7 protein-coding genes and 1 riboswitch are annotated in these 6,092 nt (G+C 57.1%); of the genes, 2 read left to right on the forward strand and 5 right to left on the reverse strand.

The window, feature by feature from the left end; all coding sequences use genetic code 11:
- The 4 genes from H522_RS0116160 to H522_RS20020 form a co-directional block, all read right to left on the reverse strand.
- Window positions 1-247, reverse strand: a 247-nt coding sequence (locus H522_RS0116160) for a transposase (RefSeq protein ID WP_026963114.1), incomplete at its 3' end; no start/stop codon positions are given.
- 152 nt (window positions 248-399) lie between these two features.
- Window positions 400-684, reverse strand: a complete 285-nt coding sequence (locus tag H522_RS0116165; RefSeq protein WP_026963115.1) for a FeoC-like transcriptional regulator — start codon at window positions 682-684, stop codon at window positions 400-402.
- Window positions 685-750: 66 nt separating this feature from the next.
- Entirely contained in the window at window positions 751-2,916 is a 2,166-nt protein-coding gene (feoB, locus tag H522_RS0116170) for a ferrous iron transport protein B (protein ID WP_026963116.1), read from the reverse strand.
- Window position 2,917: 1 nt separating this feature from the next.
- On the reverse strand, window positions 2,918-3,187 hold the full coding sequence (locus H522_RS20020; RefSeq protein ID WP_051344374.1) for a FeoA family protein: 270 nt from the start codon (window positions 3,185-3,187) through the stop codon (window positions 2,918-2,920).
- A gap of 402 nt (window positions 3,188-3,589) precedes the next feature.
- A riboswitch (cyclic di-AMP (ydaO/yuaA leader) is annotated at window positions 3,590-3,729 on the forward strand.
- Between the two features lie 406 nt (window positions 3,730-4,135).
- Here H522_RS20020 and H522_RS20025 point away from each other — a divergent pair.
- Together H522_RS20025 and H522_RS22385 are read left to right on the forward strand one after the other, a co-directional pair.
- A complete protein-coding gene (locus H522_RS20025) occupies window positions 4,136-4,999 on the forward strand; it encodes a cation:proton antiporter (protein ID WP_051344375.1) in 864 nt (287 codons plus the stop codon).
- An 8-nt stretch (window positions 5,000-5,007) separates the two neighbouring features.
- Entirely contained in the window at window positions 5,008-5,376 is a 369-nt protein-coding gene (locus tag H522_RS22385; protein WP_162143527.1) for a cation:proton antiporter domain-containing protein, read from the forward strand.
- A gap of 71 nt (window positions 5,377-5,447) precedes the next feature.
- Here the strand turns inward: H522_RS22385 and H522_RS20030 are convergent, their stop codons facing one another.
- The gene (locus tag H522_RS20030) at window positions 5,448-5,975 is read right to left on the reverse strand and encodes an RNA-guided endonuclease TnpB family protein (protein WP_245578159.1); all 528 of its coding nucleotides are present in this window, start codon (window positions 5,973-5,975) and stop codon (window positions 5,448-5,450) included.
- Window positions 5,976-6,092 lie beyond the last annotated feature (117 nt).

Consider the following 6,092-nt stretch of genomic DNA (forward strand, 5'->3'; position numbering starts at 1 on the left):
CCTGCATCGTAAGTTCACCGATCTTAGCCCGAGCCTCCTGCAACTCCTTCTCCAGCTCCTGCTCCCTCGTAGAGGGTCCAGACTGAAGTCCAGCCCGTCCGCCAGCCAGGAACGCTTCACGCCACCTGTAATACAGACTCTGGGCTACGCCATGCCGCCGACAAACCTCGCTGATGTTCGCACCGGGCATCATGCCCTCGAGCACGATGTTCATCTTTTCGTCCACTGTCCACTTACGTTCCGGCATCACAAACACCTCTACTTCATCTTAACCCATCCCTTCTGTCTGGGTTGACTCTGGGGCAAGTATACTGCCCATAGATCCGCGACTGAAAAATAAGGGCATACCCATCGCCCCGCCGCCGTTCGCGGCGGGGCTTGTCTCATGCCGGACGCGCCTCATCCCCGCGTCAAGCCCGTAGCCCGCTCATACGTATGCGCCACCTTGCGTACCGCCGATTCATCCTCCATGCAGAGTCCCTGAAACGCGCAGTGGTCGCAGTGGTGCGTTGGGTTGACACAGTGTTCAATCTGTCCCACCGCGTTCTCGGTCAAGCGGCCCATGCGCTTCAGCTGCTCAATCCCGGCCCGCACCATCTCCGGCGTCACGCCCACAAACGACGCCAATTCGTCCAAGGTCCACACCTTACGCACAGCAAACGCCGCTTCAATTTTCGACAGCATCCCGGTCACCCCTTCACGAAGTCCGCCGCGCTGGCGAGCGGATTGTTATTTAAGCGGATCGTCATATCAAAGCGAAAACCCGAGCGCCAGGCCGATGCGTTCCAATATCAGCCCCAAGCCAAACGCCACCACCACGTTCACCACGATACCCACCACGGTCCACCGCCAACTGCCGCTCTCCCGCCGCATTTGGATGACGGTCGACAGGCAGGGCACGTACAGCATGTAGACCACCAGGTAGGTGAACGCCACCAGCGGCGTCATCGCCTGGGTCAACAAATGCGCGAGCGATCCGTCCGATCCTGCGCCATACAGTACGCCCAGTGTGGACAGGGTGGTCTCCTTGGCCACGAAACCAAACACAATGGCAATCATCAGCCGCCAGTCAAACCCGTACCACTGCCCCACCGACTCGAGTCCGTGCCCTATCCGAGCGGCGTACGACTCGCTGACCGGCGCGCCAATTGGAAAGTAGGTCAGGGCCCAGGTCAACAGCGTCGCCCAGATGAGAAACACCCAAATCCGGCTAATGAACATCCAGACGCGGTGCCAGGTCGGAATGACAATATTGCGCGCCGAGGGCACATGATAGCCAGGCAGTTCAATGAGGAGCGGCGCGGGATCTGTCGGGAGCACGGTCTTCCGATAGACCATGGCCGATCCGGCCACCACTCCGAGGCTGATGAGGATGAGCGCCATCATGACAAACGCCCCACGCGTGCCGGGGAAAAACGCGGCCGTCATGACCGCCATCACACCCAGCCGCGCGTTGCAAGGAATGAACGGTATCACGAGATTTGCGAGCAACCGGTCGCGGTGGTTCTCCATCACGCGCGTGGCGGCCATCGCCGGGACGTTGCACCCGTACGCTGAAACCAACGCGAAAAAACCTTTCCCATGCAGGCCAATCCCTTGCATCAGCCGGTCGACCAAGACCGATGCCCGCGCCATATAGCCGCTGTCCTGGAGAAACTGGTAGATGGCAAAGAAGATGGCCATATACGGAACGAACGACAAGACCGCACCGACGCCGGCAAACACCCCGTCAACAATCAGGCTCTGCAGGAAAGCGGGCGCCCCGATGGCGGCGAGTCCATGCCCAACCTGTACGCCCAGCCAGCCGATGCCGTTGCTCACCCAATCGGACAACGGCGCGCTGGCCACGAACGAGAGCCAAAAGGCGACGAAAAACACCACCGCCATCGCGGGATACCCCCAAAAACGGTGCAGGAGCACCCGGTCCAGCTGCTCGGTCAACGTCTCCTTGGTCCGCGGTTGACGCTTGACGCAGGCGCCTACCAAATCAGCAATATAGGTGTATTTGGCGTCGGCGATGCGCATTTCGAACTCTTCATGCTGCGCCCGTACCTGCTCGAGAATGGCCGGTTCTAACGCCACCGCCTGAGCGCCTATCTCCACCTGCAATCCGGCCTGCTGCGCACAGCAGGAGAGCGCCATTTGCACAGCCGCCTGCCCTTCGGGAATGACGCGCACCTCGCGGGTCACCTCTTCGTCTCCCTGCAACAGCCGCAGTGCCATCCACTCGGGCCGAAAGCGGCCTGTCCCAGTCCCTGCGACAGCCGTGCGAAGGCCTCCCAGTGGATGCGGATAAGCGTCGCACACCGATGCGCCATCCGTGCTCGGGCGGATGGCCGAAGCCAATTCGTCCGCGAGCGGATCGAGCACTTGGCGAAGGTCGTCCGGGTACGGGACCACCCACGTCGGAAGGGGCACAACCTCCTGACGCCCGATGTGTTCCACCCAGGTGATGAGTTCGTTTATCCCGACACCTTTCGCCGCCACCGTCGGGACGACGGGCACGCCCAACCGGCGCGAGAGGGCCTCGGCATCGACGAGAATTCCCTGGTCCTGCGCCGCGTCGACCATGTTCAACGCCACCACGACGCGACGCGTCAGTTCCAGCACCTCCAGCGCCAAAAACAGGTTGCGCTCCAGGCTGGCCGCGTTCACGACCACAAGCACCGCGTCATAGGGCTCATAGAGCAGGAAATTGCGCGTCACCAGCTCGTCGCGGGCGTAGGCTGTAAGCGCATACGTGCCCGGCAAATCCACCAGTTCCATCTCGTCCGCTGTGGATGCGGACCGGACTTTGCCGACGGTGTACTCCACGGTGGTACCCGGCCAGTTGGCCACTTCCTGATGCGCCCCGGTCAAGGCGTTGAATAGCGTTGTCTTTCCTACGTTCGGGTTCCCCACCAGCGCGACTCTCACATCAACAGCCCCCGATCTCTCTGTCCTGTCTCACGCAGTCCGTCACCGTCACCCAGACCTTCTCCGCATCGCTTCGCCGGATGGCCAGGCGCGTACCGCGCACCTCAATTTCAAGCGGCCCCCCGAGTGGCATCCGCCGTACCACAACCACGCGGCTGCGCGGCGTGACGCCCAAAGACAACAGCCGATTGCGAAACTGCGGGTGTCCTGTGAAGCCCTGGACCTCCGCCTCCACGTTCATTCCCAATTGGGACAGTTGCAGGACGCGCATGCCGGCGCCACCTCTTTCTCTGCACTCATCAGACGCTCGCCAGACGCCTGGTATCAGACGTCCTAGGCCCGTATAAATTCATCACTTCGCATAGACAATTATAACGCAAAAAGTTGATTAAATGAGTAGTGTTTTTGGCGTTGAATAAACAAAGTTAGATAACGCTAATTAGCGTTGTACGCATCCGTAACCAGCTTACGTACGACACCGGCGAATGTCGATTGCGATACAATCGAATCTGAATTTGGTCCTGAACCTCGATATTGAAAAAATCTCGCAAAATGTGTTAGGTTGAAGGTATTTATACGTCATGCTTGCAAAAACGCGCCGGGAGTAAGCGGTTTCCTGCGATACGACTTCGATTGCATTCACTATAAGACGGAGTAAACTGGTCGCAGTACAGAAACCCAAACGCTGAATCCCAATACTCTGGGAGCGGAGGACCCAATCCTTTGGGGTGAATCCGGTAGGTATCGGTAGGGTGATTGTCTCTTGCCACCCGAACCCGTCAGCTAACTCCGTAAGCGTTGAAGCAGGAGAGGTCTTGTTGACCCCTCGCGGGGTCATTTTACATTTTTATACATTGTCCGGATACGGCACTTATAGGTATTAGGAATCGTGTCTTCTGGGGGTCAACAAGAGCAACAAGGCCCCAATCAACGTGATGGTCAGGTAACCAAGCGCGACCTTTTGTGGTGGACTTAGTCGTGATGTCATATGTTCTGTACCGCTGTGAAATGGGTACTCATCATCACGATGTATATCGGGCGTGTGGGGATTCCTACCCTGTTAGTTGGAATGTTGCACCGCCGGCAACGGACAAAGGTCAAACGGATTTCGGAACGGGTATTCATTGGATAAAACTCAACATCTCAGTGATGGGACAAGGAGTTAGGGCATGACGACCAAGAGCTTATTAAGCAGCATTCTGGCGGGAGTTGGGTACCCATGTTTCATATGACACTGTGGCAATCCAGCGTAACCATCCTCCTCATTGTGTTCGCCGGTGGGCTGATTGTCGGAAAGCTGACGGAAAAACCAAGAATTCCGGATGTGGCTGCCTACCTTGTGTTTGGTATTCTCATCGGCCCAGCCGTGTTCAATTTGGTCGCTGTGCCGAGTCAAAGCCAGGTAAATCAGCTGGTGTTAAACGTGGGAGCAGCCCTCATCTTATTTGATGGAGGGCGAGGAGTACAATTTCAGGTCCTACGCAAGGTCTGGATCAGCGTCGTCATGCTGGCCATCGTCGGTGTCCTTGTTACGGCGCTGGCCATGGGCGTTGCGGCTCATCTGCTTCTCGGCATCCCATGGATGATTGCCATACTGCTTGGCTCCGTCATTGCCTCGACTGATCCAGCGACGCTCATCCCGGTCTTTAAACGGGTCCCCATCATCCCGAAACTTCAGCAGACTGTGGAATCTGAATCGGCCTTTAACGATGCGACCGGCGCCGTGCTGGTCTTCACAGTCATGTCCATGATTGCCGCGACGGGCGGACACGTTCATTGGTATCAGCCCGTCTTTTCGTTCCTCCACTCGGCCATCATCGGGCTGATTGTGGGTGTCGTGTTCGGGTTGTTAAGCATCTGGCTCGTCTCCAAGCGAGGCTGGAGCGTGTTTCATGAGTATGGATCGGTCGTGATGCTAACAGTTGCACTGGCCTCGTTTCAAGTCGCCAATGCATTCGGCGCGAGTGGATTTATGGCCGCTTTTACGGCGGGTATGATTACCGGCAACGGAGAGTCCTTTGGCCTGCCGTTTCTGCAGCATACAGAAGAGAATATCCATCACTTCGGCACGCCATCACGTTAATCATGAGAATGCTCATCTTCGTCCTGTTGGGCACGCAGGTGGATTTCCGCCTGGTCGCGCAGCACCTCTGGATGAGTTTGATACTCATTGGCATTTTCATCGCGATTGCACGTCCACTGGCTGTCCTCGCATCCGTACTTGTGGATCGAAAGGCGAAATGGGACAGGAAACACATCTTGTTCATGTTTTGGGTTCGTGAAACGGGGGTCATTCCAGCCGCCCTGTCCGGCGTCCTTATCGCACAGGGGGTGCCCGACGCTCACCTCATCGCTTCCGTGACGTTTATGGCCATTTTAATCACGATTCTTGTTCAAGCCAGCACGACGGAGTTGGTGGCAAAGCGATTGCAGGTGCTGAAGGAATATGAGGAGGTTTAGCTTACCGGTCGGTGCCTTTCTCGCGCCGCATTGACTTCCTCCCCACGGCTAAAGCCGGGGGATTCCAACGCTCACACGCTGGATTTTCTGCTTCCTTGAGGCTTGCCTTGGCGCTTCGCAGATTGCTTACGCCCGGGTCTTACAGCCTCTCCACAGGCGAACACTGCCAGCCCGGCGGCTAAGATGTTCCGTGCAGCATTCACGTCTCGGTCGTGATGCTCTCCGCATTTCGGAGACGTCCATTGCCGAATGTAGAGAGGCATTTTCGGCATGATGTGGCCGCAATCAGAACACCGTATGCTGGATGGATAGAACTTGTCAATCTTGACGAGTGTTCTACCGTACCAGTCTGCTTTATATTCGAGTTGCCGTATCAATTCGCCCCACCCAACATCAGCAATTGCCTTTGAAAGGTGGCGATTACGGATCATGTTCTTTACCTGTAAACTCTCCACGCAGATGACTTGGTTCTCGTTCACCAAGCGTGTCGTGAGTTTAACGGCAAGGGATTTCGGGTTCAAATGCCGAGTCCAAGTGTATGGATTTTTCGTGGGAACGGGCGAAAAACCGTGCAACGGAGGTCGGCTATGTACGCGCATAACCAGGACCAGCAGATCCTCCCCGGAGAGTTCTTCTTGCCGTTCGGGGGCAAGCTTCGAGAGGACAATCGCTGGGTTCAACTCGCTCATTTGACCCATGGCGCAAGGTGGAGCAGG

The sequence above is a fragment of the Alicyclobacillus herbarius DSM 13609 genome, from assembly GCF_000430585.1.
In the GTDB taxonomy this organism is placed as follows: domain Bacteria; phylum Bacillota; class Bacilli; order Alicyclobacillales; family Alicyclobacillaceae; genus Alicyclobacillus_G; species Alicyclobacillus_G herbarius.

Bases quoted from the DNA above. Each gene is read 5' to 3' on its own strand.
- H522_RS22385 (WP_162143527.1), top strand. From the start codon at position 5,008: ATGCTCATCTTCGTCCTGTTGGGCACGCAGGTGGATTTCCGCCTGGTC.
- H522_RS20020 (WP_051344374.1), bottom strand. From the start codon at position 3,187: ATGCGCGTCCTGCAACTGTCCCAATTGGGAATGAACGTGGAGGCGGAG.
- H522_RS20025 (WP_051344375.1), top strand. From the start codon at position 4,136: ATGTTTCATATGACACTGTGGCAATCCAGCGTAACCATCCTCCTCATT.
- H522_RS0116165 (WP_026963115.1), bottom strand. From the start codon at position 684: ATGCTGTCGAAAATTGAAGCGGCGTTTGCTGTGCGTAAGGTGTGGACC.
- H522_RS20030 (WP_245578159.1), bottom strand. From the start codon at position 5,975: ATGCGCGTACATAGCCGACCTCCGTTGCACGGTTTTTCGCCCGTTCCC.